This is a genomic window from Bradyrhizobium ganzhouense (assembly GCF_049949285.1).
Classification (GTDB): domain Bacteria; phylum Pseudomonadota; class Alphaproteobacteria; order Rhizobiales; family Xanthobacteraceae; genus Bradyrhizobium; species Bradyrhizobium ganzhouense.
Genome location: NZ_CP181318.1, coordinates 6942901 through 6958481, shown reverse-complemented (window position 1 = coordinate 6958481; position 15581 = coordinate 6942901). Strand labels below are relative to the sequence as shown.

Sequence of the window (15581 nt, the reverse complement as noted above, 5' to 3'; positions counted from 1 at the left end):
CGGTAGTAAGGGGCGGCGTCGGTCACAGCACCTTATTACTCTCCTTTACCTTCTCCGCATCCAGATACACGTTTGAGCCCATCTCCTTGAACTTCGCGCTCATCTGCTTCATGCCGTCCTCGGCAGTCCCGCTCATGGACATGCCGATCGAGTTCGGATCGTTCAGCGTCGCCGCGTAGTCGCGGACGTCCTGGGTGATCTTCATCGAGCAGAATTTTGGGCCGCACATCGAGCAGAAATGGGCGACCTTGTGGGCTTCCTTCGGCAGGGTCTCGTCGTGGAAGTTCTTTGCGGTGTCGGGATCGAGGCCGAGGTTGAACTGGTCGCTCCAGCGGAAGTCGAAACGGGCACGTGACAGTGCGTCGTCGCGCAGTTGCGCCGCCGGGTGGCCCTTGGCGAGATCGCTCGCGTGGGCCGCGATCTTGTAGGTGATGACGCCGACCTTGACGTCGTTGCGGTCGGGCAGTCCGAGATGCTCCTTCGGCGTGACGTAGCAGAGCATGGCGCAGCCGAACCAGCCGATCATGGCCGCGCCGATTCCCGAGGTGATGTGGTCATAGCCCGGCGCGATGTCGGTGGTCAGCGGTCCAAGCGTGTAGAACGGCGCTTCGCCGCACTCCTTGAGCTGCTTGTCCATGTTGATCTTGATCTTGTGCATCGGCACGTGGCCGGGGCCTTCGATCATGACCTGGCAGCCCTTGTCCCACGCGATCTTCGTCAGCTCGCCGAGCGTCTCCAGCTCCGCGAACTGCGCGCGGTCGTTGGCGTCGGCGATCGAGCCCGGACGCAGGCCGTCGCCGAGCGAGAACGAGACGTCGTACTTGCGCATGAGGTCGCAGATCTCGTCGAAATGCGTGTAGAGGAAGCTCTCCTTGTGATGCGCCAGGCACCACTTCGCCATGATCGAGCCGCCGCGGCTGACGATGCCGGTGACGCGGTTGGCGGTGAGGTGGATGTATTGCAGGCGCACGCCGGCGTGGATGGTGAAATAATCGACGCCCTGCTCGCACTGCTCGATCAGCGTGTCCTTGTAGAGCTCCCAGGTCAGCTGCACCGGATCGCCGTTGCACTTCTCCAGCGCCTGATAAATCGGAACGGTGCCGATCGGCACCGGCGAATTGCGCAGGATCCACTCGCGCGTGGTGTGAATGTTGCGGCCCGTCGACAGGTCCATCACGGTGTCGGCGCCCCAGCGGATCGCCCACACCATCTTCTCGACCTCTTCCTCGACCGACGAGGTCACCGCCGAGTTGCCGATATTGGCATTGATCTTGGTGAGGAAGTTGCGGCCGATGATCATCGGCTCGAGTTCACTGTGGTTGATGTTGGAGGGGATGATGGCGCGGCCGCGGGCGATTTCGCTGCGCACGAACTCCGGGGTGATGAAGGCGGGGACTTCCGCGCCAAAGCTTTCGCCGTCGGCCAGCGCTGCTTCCGCGCGCTCGAGCTGCTCCTTGCGGCCGAGATTTTCACGCGCGGCGACGTAGATCATCTCCTTGGTGATGATGCCGGCGCGGGCGAATTCGAGCTGGGTGATCTTGTGGCCGTCGAGTCCGCGCAGCGGCTGGTGATAGGCCGAGAAGGCGCGCGCGGCCTTGTCGGCGGAGACGCTGCCGTTGTCCTCCGGCTTGATCTGCCGGCCCTGATATTCCTCGACGCCGCCGCGCTCCAGCACCCAGGCCTTGCGGCCGCGCGCGAGACCGGCGTTGACGTCGATCGTGACGGACGGATCGGTGTAGGGGCCCGAGGTGTCGTAGACCGGCAGGTTCGGCTCGCCAGCGCCTTCGGACAGGATGATCTCGCGCAGTGGCACGCGGATGTCGGGCGCGGCATCGGGCGACGCGAAGATTTTTCGCGAGGACGGCAGCGGGCCGGTGGTGACGGCGGGGACGGTCTTGTCGGGGTTGGAGCGGATGTTCATGGGATCCTCCGGTTTAATTCTGTTGTGCGATGTTGCTCTCGTCATCCTGAGGTGCGCGCTCTTGCGCGCCTCGAAGGATGAACGAGCCGGGCCGTCGCCCTTCGAGGGCCGCGTGCGCGGCCACCTCAGGGTGACGGGATGAAGAAAGGATGTGAGACATCACGCCGCCTCCTGGGCCTGGCCGAGCCATTGCCGCACCCGCGCATCCGGGTCGGCATTTTGGGTGACGTCGCTGACGACGGCGATGGAATCCGCGCCCGCGGCAAAGATCTCCGCGGCGTGCTCGAACTTGATGCCGCCGATCGCAACCAGCGGGATGGTGCCGATGCGCTTCTTCCATTCCGTGATTTTGGGGATGCCCTGCGGCGCGAAGCGCATCGATTTCAGCGTGGTGAAGAAGATCGGACCGAGCGCGACGTAATCGGGCCTGGCTTTGAGCGCGGTTTCAAGCTCGGCGTCGTCGTGCGTGGAGACGCCGAGCGACAGGCCGGCTTCGCGGATGGCCTTGAGGTCGGCATCCGCCAGATCCTCCTGGCCGAGATGCAGGTACTTTGCGCCCGCGACGATCGCGGCGCGCCAATAGTCGTTCACGACCAGCTTGGCCTGCGTGCCTTTGGTGATGGCCAGCGCATCGGTGACGATCTGCAGCGAGTCGGCGTCGTTCAGCTCTTTCGTGCGCAGCTGAATGGTGCCGACGCCGAGCTTTGTCAGGCGTTCGACCCATTTGAGGCTGTCGACGACGGGATAAAAGCGATCAGGATACGGCATGCCAGAACGGGGTCCCAACGACAGGAGTGGAGGGGGAAGCGAAGTCGCGGGCGTTCATCAGCCCGGCCTCGTATGCGGTGCGGCCGGCATCACAGCCGAGGCGGAAGGCCTTGGCCATGGCGACGGGATCGGCCGCTTTCGCGATGGCCGTGTTGAGCAGCACGGCGTCATAGCCGAGCTCGAGCGCTTCGGCCGCGTGGCTCGGCGCGCCGATGCCGGCGTCGACCACCAGCGTGATGTCGGGCAGCCGCTCGCGCATCAGCTTGAGCGCGTCGCGATTGGTGATGCCTTTTGCGCTGCCGATGGGGGCTGCCCACGGCATCACCACCTTGCAGCCGGCATCGACCAGCCGGTTCGCGACCGAGAGATCTTCCGTGCAATAGGGGAACACCTCAAAGCCGTCCTTGATCAGGATGGTGGCGGCCTCGACCAGGCCGACGACGTCGGGCTGCAGCGTGTCGTTGTCGGCGATCACTTCCAGCTTGATCCAGGAGGTCGCAAACAATTCGCGCGCGAGCTTGGCCGTGGTCACCGCTTCGCGCACGCTGCGGCAGCCGGCAGTGTTCGGCAGCACGGTGACGTCGAGCTCGCGGATCAGCTTCCAGAATGCGTCTCCCGTCTTGCCGCCGGCGGATTCGCGCCGGAGCGAGACGGTGACGATGTTCGAGCCGGAGGCGCGGATTGCGTCCTGCATGATCGCGGGCGAAGGATAGAGCGCGCTGCCGATGAGGAGGCGGGAGGCGAAGGTTTTGCCGTAGAAATTGACCATCAGTGTCTCCGCGTGCAGCGGTCTGCTCCCTCGCCCCGCTTGCGGGGAGAGGGTTGGGGTGAGGGGGAGCCTCCGCGGGGACGGTGAGAGTTGGACTCGCGGAGAGTCCCCCTCACCCGGAATTTGCCTCGCAAATTCCGGCCTCTCCCCGCAGGCGGGGAGAGGCGAAGGAAGGCGACGGCTTCGCTCATCATCCTCACCCTCCCTGCCGCGGCGTGATGATCTCGATCTCGTCGCCGGCCTTCAGGCTGGTCTCGGCCCAGCGGCTTTTCGGCACGACGTCGTAGTTGAGCGCAATGGCGAAATGCGTGCCCTCGTAGTCGAGCTCTGAGAGCAGCGCGTCGACGCTGGCCGCATTGATCTCGCGCTGCTCGCCGTTCACGATCACGCGCACTGCATCACCTCATTGTCGATCTGGCCGCGCTCGACATAGGACAACGTCAGCTCGGCGAGCGCCGGCGCGAGCAGGAAGCCGTGGCGGTAGAGCCCGTTGACGCTGATCTTGCCGCCGCGCACGCCGATGCGCGGCAGATTGTCGGGATACGCAGGACGAAGGCCCGAGCCGAACTCGACGATGCGGGCCTCGCCAAAGGCCGGATGCACGGCATACGCCGCGCCCAAGAGTTCCAGCGCGGAGCGGACGCTGACGCCGGTGTCCTCGGCCTCGATCGTGGTCGCGCCCAGCATGAACAGATTGTCCTCGCGCGGGATCACGTAGAGCGGCCAGCGCGGATGGATCAGCCGCACCGGGCGCGAAAGCTGCACCTCGTCCGTCTCGATCTGGATCATCTCGCCCTTGACGCCGCGGAGCTCGGGTTGTTCGTCGCGCGCGGACAGGCCGCGGCAGTCGATGACGAGGCCGTCGAGATCTTTTGCGGTGACGTCGCTGCCGAACTTGATGGTGCCGCCGGCGGCAACGATGCGCGCGTGCAGCTTCGGCAGGACGCGGCGCGGCTCGACATGGCCCTCGGTCGGGAAGAACAGCGCGTCGCGGAAGCGGCCCTCGAGCGACGGCTCGAGTTCGGCAAGGCCCGCGGCATCGAGCCGGCGATGGCCTTCGGTCATGCGCGCAAAGCGCTCAAAGTCGTTGCGCTCGCGTGGATGGGCGACGACCAGCGAGCCGTTGAAGGGGGTATCCGGCAATTCGCGCCGCCAGATGTCGAGCGAGCGCAGGCCGAGCCTGGAGATGATGGGCTCGGCGACCTCCGCTTCGCAATAGGGCGCGAGCATGCCGCCGGCCCAATGGCTGGTGGCGTCGGTCATCCCTGCGTCACTGCGCTCGTGTAGCGTCACGGCATGGCCGGCCTGCGCGAACAACAGCGCCTGCCAGGCTCCCGCTATGCCTGCACCGATGATGGATACCGGAGACTCCGGTCGCTTGGTCGTCTGCAACATCCCTGTCCCTTCGCCGGCATGACCCGGATCAGGTTCAAAGGGTCACCGCGGTCCTGGGCCGGCTTGCTGAAGCGCAGGCTTGCCCATTTAGCGGTATCTCAGCTCCTCCTCGGAGCACCCCTCGGAACGGCTCTAATGTAGGCTAGTGGGGCGGGGTGGTCAACGCATGTTCCCGGGAACCTGCGCCCGCGCATTGCGGACCTGCTGCACCAGCTTGCGATGCGGCGCAGCGCCGACCATCGGCTGCGGATTGCCGTTCGGCTCGAGCTGAGGCTCAAAGCTCGCCTGTTGGACGGCTTGCTGGCGCTGGTGCTTTGCAACGTAGTAATAGCCGCCCGCGAAATAGCGCACGGCGCGGTCGTGGTCGCCATTGGCGGCGTGGTAGGCGCCGGCGAGGTATTTGACCGCATAGGTGAGGTTGGTGTTGGGGTCGCGCAGGCCGGCGGCATCGCCGGTGTAGCCGAGGCCGCGGGCGGTCGCGAGCTTGATCTGCATCATCCCGATCGCGCCGCCACGGCCGACCAGACCCGGCTGATAGCGGCTCTCGCGCATGATGACGCGATGCACCAGCGCCTCCGGCACGCCGTTGGCGCGCGCATGCATGGCGACCATCTCGGCATATTCGGCCTGGCCTGCGAATGCGGCCTGCGGCGACACCAGTCCGGCCGCGAGGAACGCGGCAATACCTAAAATTTTCATCGGATATCCCGGACGTTCTGAGCAACCTGCGCCCGGCTGCCGTTAGGCCTCCTGAACGCGGCGATGATGTGACCGAACGCCGCCGTTGACGATTTTGCGGCGCAGAGCCGTCGTTACGACTCAATGCTGGCGCAGCAGTTCCTGCAGGCGGACACTCGCGTCGCGACAGCAAGCCTGTCTAGTCGCGCCGAGGCGCGAAAGCGAGTATGAAGCGCCCTGCGAATCGGGAGAGGTGCCATGACAAAAACAACAATGGGCAAGACCATCACCGGCGAGATTCCCACTCAGAACCCGTGTGCCCAGTGCGGCGCGCCGATCGCGCAGCCAGACTGGATCGAGCCGGGCGAGGGGCGGATTTCCTATCTCTGGAATTGCCACGCCTGCGGCTATCGCTTCGAGGCGATCGCGATCTTCCACGAGCCCGCTGTAGAGTATCCGCCGCTCGCGGCTTAAGCAGCGACCTGTGCCGCGAGCCGCGGCTGCTGCCACACCGGCAATTGCATCCGCACGATCAGCCCGTGCGGCTGGCGGTCGTGCAGCGACAGCTCGCCGCCATGGGCGATCGCGATCGCGCGCGCGATCGACAGGCCGAGGCCGAAGCCGGTGGAATCGTCCATGGTGCGCGCGTCGTCGCCGCGCACGAACGGCTCCAGCATCTCCTGCTTGCGCGCGTCCGAAATGCCGGGGCCGTCATCCTCGACGTCGATGATGAGCTTGGTGCCGGCGACGTCGAGGCGGATCGTCACCTCGGCGCCGAAGCGCACGGCGTTCTCGACGAGGTTGGTGACGCCGCGATGCAGATCGTCGGGGCGCGCCGCGGCGGTCGCCGATGACGGGCCGTCATAGTGCACGACGTGGCCCATGTCGCCGAACTGGTCGGCGATCAGCTGCAGCGTGCTCGCAATGTCGACCAGCGTGATCGCCTCGATCTTGCGATCGTTGCGCAGCAGCGACAGCACGCTTTCCAGCATCGAGCGCATCTGGTCGAGATCGATCAGCATGCGCTTGCGGTTGCCCTCGTCCTCGATGAACTCGGCGCGCAGGCGCAGCCGCGTGATCGGCGTGCGCAGATCGTGGCTGATCGCAGCCAGCATGCGGGTGCGATCCGACATCAGCCGACCGATCCGCTCGTGCATGCGGTTGAGCGCGCGCGCGACAGAGCGGATCTCCTCCGGACCGCGCTCGGGCAGAGGGTCTGCGCCGCCGTCCAAGCTGAAATTCTCGGCCGCCTTGGCAAAGGACGAGAGTGGCGTGGCCAGTGCGCGCGCCGCCCACAGGCCGAGCACGCTGATGCAGATGAAGGCGGTCATCAGCGTCACCAGCCACGGCGCGCCCCAGAACCACGGACGCGGGCCGTTTTCGACATGGCCCGCGATCATGGTGCCGTCAGGCAATTGCACGCCGATGCGACGGGCGTCGCCGACGGGTGCGAGCTGCACCACCTTGTAGCCGCGGCCGAGATGGCGCCGGAGCCCATGCAGGTGCTGGCCCTCGCTGTCCTCGACCACAATCGCCGTGCCCGGCGCCGATATCTCGATGTTGAGCTTCGGGAAGGCGCGCGCGAGATCGGCAGCGAGGCGGGGACGGTCGTCCGGCCTTGCCGAGCCGAGCAGCAGCGCGGCATCCATCAATTGGGGAGCGCCGTCCGGCGCCTGGTCCGGGCGGTCGGGCCGGCTGATCAGGAAGGCGGTGGTGACGACGAGATGCAGCGCGACGGTTGAGGCCAGCACCAGCGCTGCGATCTGCCCGCCGATGCCCTTGAGGTGGAAGAACCCGAACGGCCTCATCGTCTTAACGCCCCGTCAGTTGCTCAGGGGCGTCGTAACCGCTTCCGTTCTGGGCGTAAACAGATAACCGCCGGAGCGCACCGTCTTGATGATGGTGGGATCGGCCGGATTGGGCTCGATCTTGCGGCGGATGCGGCTCACCAGCACGTCGATGGAGCGTTCGAACGAGCCGGTGTTGCGGCCCTGCGTGAGGTCGAGCAGGCTGTCGCGCGAGAGCACGCGGCCAGGACGCTCGCAGAAGGTCCGCAGCAGGTCGAACTCTGCGCTGGTCACCGCGACGCGCGCGCCTTCCGGATTGCGCAGCTCGCGCAACCGCAAATCGATGCGCCAGCCCTCGAAGGCCAGCGTCGAGGCGCCCTCGATCGTGCTCGCAGCCTGTGCGGAGGCCTGGCGCCGCAGCACCGCGTTGATGCGGGCGAGCAGCTCGCGCGGGTTGAATGGTTTCGGCAGATAATCGTCCGCGCCCATCTCAAGGCCGACGATGCGGTCGACGTCCTCGCCGCGTGCGGTCAGCATGATGATCGGCGTCTGCGCCTCCGAGCGCACCTTGCGACACAGGCTGAGACCGTCCTCGCCCGGCAGCATGACGTCGAGGATGATGAGATCAACGCGGTGGTCGGCCATGGCACGCGACATCTCGCGGCCGTCGCTCACAGCGGTCACGTTGCAGGAGTTGTTGCGGAGATATTTCGCAATCAACGTCCGGGTTTCGCGGTCGTCCTCGACGACCAGGATGTTGGGAGAAGGAATGGCCATGAGCTTTGTTTGTCCAAGATTCGGGCCAAAAGGCGAAGATTTTTGTTTCCGTTTGTTTCCGAATGGATTTCCGCAACACCCCGCAACGACTGGGTCGTCGTACGGCAAGGTCCCGTTAAGACCGTTAACCATACCGTGGGGCAGTCGCGTACGAAACCCCGCAAAAACCACGGTGCACTCATGACCTCGATTTCGGCGGCCTCCGCCGGTAATTACCAGTCGCCGCTGCAGAAGCTGCAGCAGGAATTGCAATCGGAAGTGTCCGACGGCACGGTCTCGTCATCGGACCAGTCCGCACTCACGACCGCCCTGCAAGACATCGACACGGCGCTTCAGCAGAGCAAGTCCAGCGATCAGTCGAGCGGCACCAAACCGTCCAAGGACGGCCTGAAGTCGAAGATCGACAATCTCATCGCGGGCGAGGTCTCGAACGGGACGCTGACGTCGAACCAGGCCGACGAGCTCAAGGGCGTGTTTCAGTCCGCCTTCGGCAAGGGGCCCGGTGGTGCCGGCGGTGCGCATGGTGCGGGCGGGCCGCCGCCCTCGGATGACGGCTCTTCGGATTCTTCGTCGTCGACGGATTCGACGAGCAGCAGCTCGACAGATTCCAGCACGGCCAAGATTCTCGAGCAGTTCCTCCAGGCGCTGCAGCAGTCGCAGTCTTCGTCGAACTCGTCCTACAGCGCGAACGGCACGACGAGCGCCTCGAGCAGCACGGACATCTCCGCGCTTCTGATCGACTACCAGAGCTGACCTGCGCGACGCGGGTCGGCGCGTTCCTCGCCGCGATCGTGCTATATCCCAGGGCGCAAGATCGTCGGCGAGGAACTGTGCATCACGCACGTTCCTCGACAGGAACCTTCCTCGCTACGCAGCGCCGAATGGCGCAACGAAATCGCCGCAGCACAGGAACTGTGGGTGATCGTGGCTGTTCTCTCCGCATGCGTTATCTGCTGAAGGAGAGGACAACAATGTTGATGAAATCGATCGCCGCCGGTCTTGCCGGCACCGCCTTGTTTGCGACCGTTGCGCTTGCGCAAAACCCGACCGCCACCACCGACAAGTCGCCGACCGCGGCCGCCACCGCGACGACGACCACCACCACCGCTTCGGGCGACTGGCGCGCGTCGAAAATGGCCGGCTTGAAGATCTACAACGATGCCAACGAGAACATCGGCTCGATCAACGACCTGCTGATGGACAAGAGCGGCGCTGTGAAGATCGCAGTGATCGGCGTCGGCGGTTTCCTCGGCATGGGCGAGCATCTCGTCGCCGTGCCGTATGAGAAGCTGAAATTCGTCAATGAGGCGGTGGCTTACACCGGCACTGGCGCGAACCCGAACGCGAAGCCCGCTGCGACCACGACGACGGGCGCTGCGACCGGCAGCGAGAAGACCACGACGACCACGACCACAGCGTCGTCCTCGTCGAAGTGGTATCCGGACCACGCCGTGTTCAATGCGACCAAGGACGAGCTGAAGAACATGCCCGAGTTCAAGTACTCGGAGTAATGCGGATCGCGTGATGGCCTAAAACGAAGCGCGCCCGGTTTTCACCGGGCGCGCTGTCGCGTTTTCTTTCTTACCTCTCCCCGCAAGCGGGGAGAGGGAGAGACTCTTCACTTCACCAGCGGGCAGCCGCCCTTGTCGAGCGGGCGGAAGGCTTCGTCGCCGGGCACGGTGGCGATCAGCTTGTAGAGGTCCCACTCGCCTTTGGACTCTTCGGGCTTCTTCACCTCGAACAGATACATGTCGTGGACCATGCGGCCGTCGATGCGGATCTTGCCGTTCTTGGCGAAGAAGTCGTTCACCGGCGTCTTGCGCATCTGCTCCATCACCTTCGGCGCTTCGTCGGTCTTGATCGCTTCGATCGCCTTCAGATAATGCATGGTGGCCGAATAGAGACCGGCCTGAATCATGGTCGGCATGTGTCCGACCTTCTCGTTGAAGCGCTTGGAGAAGGCGCGGGTCTCGTCGTTCATGTCCCAGTAGAACGCGTCGGTGACGATCAATCCTTGCGTCGCCTTGATGCCGAGCGAATGGGTGTCGGTGATCTCCTGGAGCAGCGCGATCATCTTCTGGCCGCCTTGCACCAGGCCAAACTCGGCGGCCTGCTTCAGCGCATTGGTGGTGTCGCCGCCGGCGTTCGCCAGCGCGACCACCTTGGCCTTGGAGGCCTGGGCCTGCAGCAGGAAGGACGAGAAGTCGGATGAGTTGAGCGGATGGCGGACCTCGCCGAGCACCTTGCCGCCGCTCTCCTTGACGACGTTGGCGGCGTCGCGCTGCAGCGCCATGCCGAACGCGTAGTCTGCGGTGACGAAGAACCAGGTGTCCTCGCCGCGCTTCACCATCGCCTTGCCGGCGACGTTCGACAGCGCGTAGGTGTCGTAGGTCCAGTGCACGGTGTTGGGCGAGCAGGCGGTGCCGGTAATGTCGGACGAGCCGCCGCCGGAATTGATGTTGATCTTGTTCTTCTCGCGCGTCAGCGCCGAGATCGGCAGCGCGACCGAAGAGGTCGGCACGTCGAGGACAGCGTCCACCTTCTCGTTGTCGTACCAGTTGCGGGCGATATTGACGCCGACGTCGGGCTTGTTCTGGTGGTCGGCGGAAACGATCTCGATCGGAACCCCTGCGACCTTGCCGCCGTAATCGGCAACCGCCATCTCGACAGCGGCCAGCGAGCCCTTGCCGGTCGCGTCGGCATAAAGGCTCGACATGTCCGTGAGGACGCCGAGCTTGACGACGTTGTCGGAAATCTGCGCCTGCGCCGAGCCGCAGCTCGCGGCGATGGCGAAGCTGGCCGCGACGGCGGCGATGAGTTTCTGCATATGGTTTTCTCCCTCAGCCTTGTTGTTTGGGCTTTGTTGCGCGGACTGTTCTAGCGACAAACGGTCGCGGGGGCAAAGCCGGGGAGGCGCGAAGACGGGTGGGAAATAAGTAGGGGGGCGGCGGTGTTGTTGCCCTCTCCCCTTGCGGGAGAGGGTGGCTCGCCGCGCAGCGGCGAGACGGGTGAGGGGTATCTCTCCGCGAGTCCAACTCTCAATTGAATGCGCGGACAGATACCCCTCATCCGGCGCTTTGCGCCACCTTCTCCCACAAGGGGAGAAGGAAGAAGGTTACGCGCTGCTGCCTTTGAGCCGTTCGTTGCGCCGGCGCAGGCCTTCGAGCGTGGCGAGCAGGATGACCGAGACTGTCGTCAAGATTACCGCGGCGGCGGTGATGGTCGGGCTGATGTTCTCACGGATGCCGCTGAACATTTCGCGCGGCAGGGTGCGTTGTTCCGGCCCCGCCATGAACAGCACGATCACCACCTCGTCGAAGCTGGTCGCGAAGGCGAACAGCGCGCCTGACGCGAGCCCCGGCAGGATCAGCGGCAGGATCACGCGGCGGAACGCTTCCAGCGGCGAGGCGCCGAGTGAGGCGGCGGCGCGTGCCAGATTGGTGTCGAAGCTTTGCAGCGTCGCGCCGACCGTGATCACCACAAAGGGCGTCGCCAGCGCGGTATGAGCCAGGATCAGGCCGAGATAGCTGCCGGTCAGTCCGATCGGCGCGAAGAAGAAATAGAGACCGACCGCGGTGATGACACCGGGCACGACCACCGGCGACAGCACAAAAGCCAGCACCAGCGGCTTGAACCGGCTCTTCCACTGCGCGAGCCCAAGAGCTGCCAGCGTGCCAAGCACCATGGACAGCAGCGTCGAGGCGACCCCGATGATCATGCTGTTCTTCAGCGAATTCATCCAGCGCGGCGAATTGATGAAATCGTCGTACCAGCGCAGGGAAAGGCCCGGCAGCGGATAGGTCAGGTACGAGCCCGAGCTGAACGACAGCGGCATGATCGCCAGGATCGGTGCGATCAGGAAGATGAACACCAGCGTCGAGATGACGATGGTCGCGGTCCACGCGATGCGCTGGCTGGGCGTGCGGAGGGAGGAACTGTCGCTCAATTCTTCATCCCTCCCGTGACCTGCTGGCCCTGCACCAGCTTGCCGTAGACGAGGGCGAGCAGAATGGTGGCCAGCAACAGCACGGCACCGAGCGCGGAAGCAAGGCCCCAATTGGCGGTCTCGGTCGTGTAGAGCGCGATGAAGTAGCTGATCATCTGATCGGCGGCGCCGCCGACCAGTGCCGGCGTGATGTAGTAGCCGAGCGCCAGGATGAAGACGAGCAGGCTTCCCGCGCCGATGCCGGGCAGGGTTTGCGGCAAATAGATCCGCAGGAAGGCGGTGAGGGGTGGCGCGCCGAGCGAGGCGGCGGCACGCATGTAAGCGGGCGAGATCGCCTTCATGCTGCTGTACAGCGGCAGGATCATGAACGGCAGCAGCACGTGGGTCATGGCCACGCAGACACCGAAGCGGTTGTAGATCAGGCGCAGCGGCTCGTCGATGATGCCAAGCCAGTGCAGGCTGTCGTTGACGACGCCGTTGCTCTGCAGCAGCACGATCCAGGCGCAGGTACGGACCAGAAGCGAGGTCCAGAACGGCAGCAGCACGAAGATCATCAAGAGGTTCGACCGGCCCGGCGGCAGCGTCGCCAAGAGGTAAGCGACCGGGAAGCCAAGGATCAGGCAGAGCGCGGTGACGCCGAGGCCGATGAGGAAAGTGCGGCCGAAAACGTCGCGGTAGATCGCCTGATCCGGCGGGGCCGCGACGATCGCGCCATCCACGTTCCGCGTCAGGTCGAGCGCCGCGAGAAGATAGAAGCCGGTCACCGGGCCACTCGCATCCTTGATCGTCGTCCAGGTGGTGCGGTCGCGCCAGGCTGGGTTGATCTTGCCCAGTGTCTCCTTCGCCGTGCCGGGCTCCGGCACCGCCTTCAGATTGCGTGCGGTGCTGGTGAGGATCGTGCGGAAGCCGTTCAGGGCGTAGTTGAGCCGCTTGGCCGCGATGGGGATGGAGCCGGAGGCGCGCGACGCCTGGATGTCACTTGCGAGCGCCGCGTAGGCTTTTTCGTCCGGCAGGTCCTTGCCGTCCCAGTTGGCGAGAGCCGCGACGGTTTGAGGCAGAGCCTGACGCACTTCCCGGTCATCGACCGCGCGCCACAACATGCCGGCGATCGGGCCCGCAAAGGTGAAGAGCAGGAAGACGAGAAGCGGCAGCACCAGCGCCAATGCCTTGACCTGGCGTGTCCGCTCCGCACGCCTCAATCGGCGCTTGAGCGGCACCTCGGTCGACGCATTGGCGCCGGTCAGAAGCGCATCCGTCATAGGGCGAGCCCTGTAGGGCGCGCTATTTCGCGGCCCATTTGTTGAAGCGCTCGGTCAGGCGGTCGATGTTCTCGAGCCAGAAGGCAACGTTGATCTCGACCGCGTTCTTGATGTTGTCAGGCGCGGTCGGCAGATCCTTCAGGACGGCCGGCTGGATCAAGGCGGCGGCGTCCTTGTTCGAGGTGCCGTAGGCAATGTTCTCCGACAGTTTCGACTGGTTCTCCGCCTTGCCGGCGAAGTCCAGGAACTTGTAGGCCGCGTCCTTGTTCGGGCTGCCCTTCAGGATCACCCAGCTGTCGAGGGTGAAGAGCGCGCCGTCCCACACCATGCCAAAGTTCTTCTTCTCGTTCTTGTTCGCGGTGTCGATGCGGCCATTGTAGACCGAGGTCATGGCCACTTCGCCGGAGGCGAGCAATTGCGGCGGCTGTGCGCCGGCCTTCCACCAGACGAGGTCGCCCTTGATGGTGTCGAGCTTCTTGAACGCGCGATCGACGCCTTCGTCGGTCGCCAGCACCTTGTAGACGTCCTTCGGCGCGACGCCGTCGGCCATCAGCGCGATCTCGAGCGTGGTCTTCGGGCCCTGACGCAGGGCGCGCTTGCCAGGAATCTTCTTGGTGTCGAAGAAGTCGGCCCAGCCTTTGGGGGCTTCCTTCAGCTTGTCCTTGTCGTAGCCGAGCACGAAATCGTAGAGGATAGCGCCGACGCCGCAGGGATTGACCGACGGCTGGATGTAAGCGGCCTCGCCGCCGATCTTGGAATAGTCGAGCTTCTCGAACAGGCCTTCCTCGCAACCGACCGCGAGCTCGTCGCTCTCGACCTGGACGAGGTCCCAGGTGGCGGCGCCACCCTGCACCTTGGCGCGCAACACGCCGACGCCGCCGTCCCAGGACTCGTCGTTCATGGCAACGCCAGATGCCTTCTTGAACGGCTCGAAATAGACCTTCTTCTGGGCGTCCTGATACGCGCCGCCCCACGACACGACGGTGAGGTCACGCGCCTGCGCGATGGTGGCGAGCGCGGCGCTGGCGCTGAACGCCGCGGCGAAACCCAGAGCAATCTTGCCAATCTTGCGCTTCAGCATGGTCCTTGTTCCTTCTTCATTTGCGTTGCGTTGCGTTGAGGTCGATCGATTGCGGTGCGCTGGTGGGATCAGACGGGATCGAGGGCCAGGCAGTCCTCGGGGCGGAAGGTGATGAAGACATTGTCACCAGATCTTAGGCTGCCATGCCTCAGGCTATCATGCGCCCCCGGCTGAAGCTTGACCATGAACTCGGCGTTCCCTGCGACATCGAGCACGGCCAGCGCGTGGTCGCCGAGATAGATGGTGTTCAGCACCTTGGCCGGCAGCCGGTTCGGTCCGTCGCTGGAGGCGCCATCAGGGATGATGGCGATCCGCTCCGGCCGTACCGACAAGGAGGTCGATGCGCCTGCGCCTGAGACGTTGACCGCACGGGCCATGACGGAGCCGCCGGCCGCCAGCGCGACGCGGCAACAATCCTTCTCGATCGTCTCTACGGTGCCGGCCAGCACATTGTTCTCGCCGACGAAGTTGGCGACGAAGCTGTTGACCGGATGCTCATACAGCGCGTCGGGCCTGTCGATCTGCTGCACGATGCCGTCGTTGAACACGGCGATGCGGTCCGACATGGTGAGCGCTTCGCTCTGGTCGTGGGTGACGTAGACGACGGTGATGCCCATCGTCTCGTGCAGTTGCTTGATCTCCAGCTGCATCTGCTCGCGCAGGCGCTTGTCCAGGGCGCCCAGGGGCTCGTCCATCAGCACGAGCTGCGGATTGAAGACCAGCGCGCGGGCCAGCGCCACACGCTGTTGCTGGCCGCCGGACAATTGCCCGGGCCGCCGCTGCGCCAGGGTTTCCATCTTGATCATGCGCAGCGCCGCTTTGACGCGCGCCTGCGTGTCCGCCTTGTTGACCTTGCGGACGGACAGAGGAAAGGCAACGTTCTCCTCGATCGTCAGGTGCGGAAACAGGGCATAGTTCTGGAACACCATGCCGATGTCGCGCTTGTGCGGCGGCATGTTCTTGATCGGCCGTTCCGCGAGGTAGATCTCGCCCTGGGTCGGAACCTCGAAACCGGCCAGCATCATCAGCGTGGTCGTCTTGCCCGAGCCCGACGGGCCGAGCAGGGTGATGAACTCGCCCTTTTTGATGTCGAGATCGAGGTTCTTCACCACGAGATGCTCGCCATCATAGGTCTTCTGAATGCCGGAAAAGCGCACCAGTGCCGGCGCAGGCGTGACCATGCCGGCTTCCATGTTGTCC

General features: G+C 64.8%; 16 protein-coding genes and 1 riboswitch. Of the genes, 3 read left to right on the top strand and 13 right to left on the bottom strand.

Annotated features, from left to right (window positions below):
- Nucleotides 1–22 precede the first annotated feature (22 nt).
- The 6 genes from thiC to ACLFLU_RS32220 all read right to left on the bottom strand — a co-directional run bounded on the left by thiC (nt 23) and on the right by ACLFLU_RS32220 (nt 5552).
- Complete coding sequence (gene thiC, locus ACLFLU_RS32245; protein ID WP_426408749.1) at nt 23–1921, bottom strand: phosphomethylpyrimidine synthase ThiC; 1899 nt, start codon at nt 1919–1921, stop codon at nt 23–25.
- 159 nt (nt 1922–2080) lie between these two features.
- Nucleotides 2081–2689 (bottom strand): thiamine phosphate synthase, encoded by a 609-nt coding sequence (locus ACLFLU_RS32240; protein WP_426408748.1) that lies wholly within the window; start codon nt 2687–2689, stop codon nt 2081–2083.
- Nucleotides 2676–3458, bottom strand: a complete 783-nt coding sequence (locus ACLFLU_RS32235; protein ID WP_426408747.1) for a thiazole synthase — start codon at nt 3456–3458, stop codon at nt 2676–2678. The genes ACLFLU_RS32240 and ACLFLU_RS32235 overlap by 14 nt, the downstream gene beginning before the upstream one ends.
- A 196-nt stretch (nt 3459–3654) precedes the next feature.
- Nucleotides 3655–3852: a sulfur carrier protein ThiS gene (gene thiS, locus ACLFLU_RS32230; protein WP_094977290.1), complete on the bottom strand. Its 198-nt coding sequence runs from the start codon at nt 3850–3852 to the stop codon at nt 3655–3657.
- Complete coding sequence (locus ACLFLU_RS32225) at nt 3843–4853, bottom strand: FAD-dependent oxidoreductase (RefSeq protein ID WP_426408746.1); 1011 nt, start codon at nt 4851–4853, stop codon at nt 3843–3845. Before ACLFLU_RS32225 ends, thiS begins: the two co-directional genes overlap by 10 nt.
- Nucleotides 4841–4985: riboswitch (TPP riboswitch) on the bottom strand. Its footprint overlaps the gene before it by 13 nt.
- Before the next feature lie 27 nt (nt 4986–5012).
- The gene (locus ACLFLU_RS32220; protein WP_426408745.1) at nt 5013–5552 is read right to left on the bottom strand and encodes a transglycosylase SLT domain-containing protein; all 540 of its coding nucleotides are present in this window, start codon (nt 5550–5552) and stop codon (nt 5013–5015) included.
- A 237-nt stretch (nt 5553–5789) separates the two neighbouring features.
- Here ACLFLU_RS32220 and ACLFLU_RS32215 point away from each other — a divergent pair, with 237 nt between their 5' ends.
- The gene (locus ACLFLU_RS32215; RefSeq protein ID WP_426408744.1) at nt 5790–6005 is read left to right on the top strand and encodes a hypothetical protein; all 216 of its coding nucleotides are present in this window, start codon (nt 5790–5792) and stop codon (nt 6003–6005) included.
- Here ACLFLU_RS32215 and ACLFLU_RS32210 read toward each other — a convergent pair.
- On the bottom strand, nt 6002–7339 hold the full coding sequence (locus ACLFLU_RS32210) for an ATP-binding protein (RefSeq protein ID WP_426408743.1): 1338 nt from the start codon (nt 7337–7339) through the stop codon (nt 6002–6004). The genes ACLFLU_RS32215 and ACLFLU_RS32210 overlap by 4 nt on opposite strands.
- A gap of 15 nt (nt 7340–7354) precedes the next feature.
- Nucleotides 7355–8095 (bottom strand): response regulator, encoded by a 741-nt coding sequence (locus ACLFLU_RS32205; RefSeq protein ID WP_426408742.1) that lies wholly within the window; start codon nt 8093–8095, stop codon nt 7355–7357.
- Nucleotides 8096–8275: 180 nt separating this feature from the next.
- On the opposite strand from ACLFLU_RS32205, the gene ACLFLU_RS32200 reads away from it, so the two are divergent.
- Both ACLFLU_RS32200 and ACLFLU_RS32195 read left to right on the top strand, forming a co-directional pair.
- Nucleotides 8276–8848 (top strand): hypothetical protein, encoded by a 573-nt coding sequence (locus ACLFLU_RS32200; protein WP_426408741.1) that lies wholly within the window; start codon nt 8276–8278, stop codon nt 8846–8848.
- 218 nt (nt 8849–9066) lie between these two features.
- A complete protein-coding gene (locus ACLFLU_RS32195) occupies nt 9067–9606 on the top strand; it encodes a PRC-barrel domain-containing protein (RefSeq protein ID WP_426408740.1) in 540 nt (179 codons plus the stop codon).
- A 107-nt stretch (nt 9607–9713) separates the two neighbouring features.
- Here ACLFLU_RS32195 and ACLFLU_RS32190 read toward each other — a convergent pair whose 3' ends face one another.
- The 5 genes from ACLFLU_RS32190 to ACLFLU_RS32170 all read right to left on the bottom strand — a co-directional run bounded on the left by ACLFLU_RS32190 (nt 9714) and on the right by ACLFLU_RS32170 (nt 15574).
- Nucleotides 9714–10922 (bottom strand): ABC transporter substrate-binding protein, encoded by a 1209-nt coding sequence (locus tag ACLFLU_RS32190; protein ID WP_426408739.1) that lies wholly within the window; start codon nt 10920–10922, stop codon nt 9714–9716.
- Between the two features lie 288 nt (nt 10923–11210).
- Entirely contained in the window at nt 11211–12041 is an 831-nt protein-coding gene (locus ACLFLU_RS32185) for an ABC transporter permease (RefSeq protein ID WP_426408738.1), read from the bottom strand.
- Entirely contained in the window at nt 12038–13300 is a 1263-nt protein-coding gene (locus ACLFLU_RS32180; RefSeq protein ID WP_426408737.1) for an ABC transporter permease, read from the bottom strand. The genes ACLFLU_RS32185 and ACLFLU_RS32180 overlap by 4 nt, the downstream gene beginning before the upstream one ends.
- A 22-nt stretch (nt 13301–13322) precedes the next feature.
- A complete protein-coding gene (locus tag ACLFLU_RS32175; protein WP_426408736.1) occupies nt 13323–14381 on the bottom strand; it encodes an ABC transporter substrate-binding protein in 1059 nt (352 codons plus the stop codon).
- Nucleotides 14382–14449: 68 nt separating this feature from the next.
- Nucleotides 14450–15574, bottom strand: a complete 1125-nt coding sequence (locus ACLFLU_RS32170; protein ID WP_426408735.1) for an ABC transporter ATP-binding protein — start codon at nt 15572–15574, stop codon at nt 14450–14452.
- Nucleotides 15575–15581: the final 7 nt, after the last annotated feature.